This is a genomic window from Polaromonas sp. P4_H1 (assembly GCF_056400945.1).
Genome location: NZ_JBFUKG010000105.1, coordinates 1 through 580, shown reverse-complemented (window position 1 = coordinate 580; position 580 = coordinate 1). Strand labels below are relative to the sequence as shown.

The 580-nt window shown below is 63.3% G+C and carries 1 pseudogene; it reads left to right on the top strand.

From position 1 onward, the window contains the following. Window positions 1-84: 84 nt before the first annotated feature. A pseudogene (locus AC1DS5_RS25345) lies at window positions 85-580 on the top strand (asparagine synthase (glutamine-hydrolyzing)); the annotation flags it as partial.

Sequence of the window (580 nt, the reverse complement as noted above, 5' to 3'; positions counted from 1 at the left end):
GTTCGAGGACTAACCTGCATGTGCGGTGTCGCGGGCATAGTGTCAGTAACCGCCGCCGCAGGGCCCCCCTCCCGCGAAGCCTTGATGCGCATGCTCGGCGCGCTGGCCCATCGCGGCCCGGACGAGCGCGGACTATACCGGGACGAACGCGCAGGATTGGCACATGCCCGCTTGTCCATCATCGACATTTCGAGCGGTCAGCAGCCTCTCGCGGACGCGAGCGGCACGACGTGGATCGTGTTCAACGGCGAGATATTCAACTACGTTGAGTTGCGTGAGAAGCTGATCGGGCTTGGTTACAGGTTCCGGACCCGCAGCGACACGGAGGTCATCGTCAACGCCGATCGGGCCTGGGGCGAGGACGCGTTCGAGCGGATGACCGGACAGTGGGCGCTCGCGATCTGGGACTCGGTAGCCCGTCGTCTGGTGTTGGCGCGCGATCGTACCGGCATTTGCCCTTTGCATTTCTGCGAGCGCGAAGGTCGACTGTATTTCGCCAGCGAAGTGAAGGCCATCTTCGCGGCGGATGCAGCGATTCCCCGCACCTTCGATCCAGTCGGCATCGATCAGACATTCACTC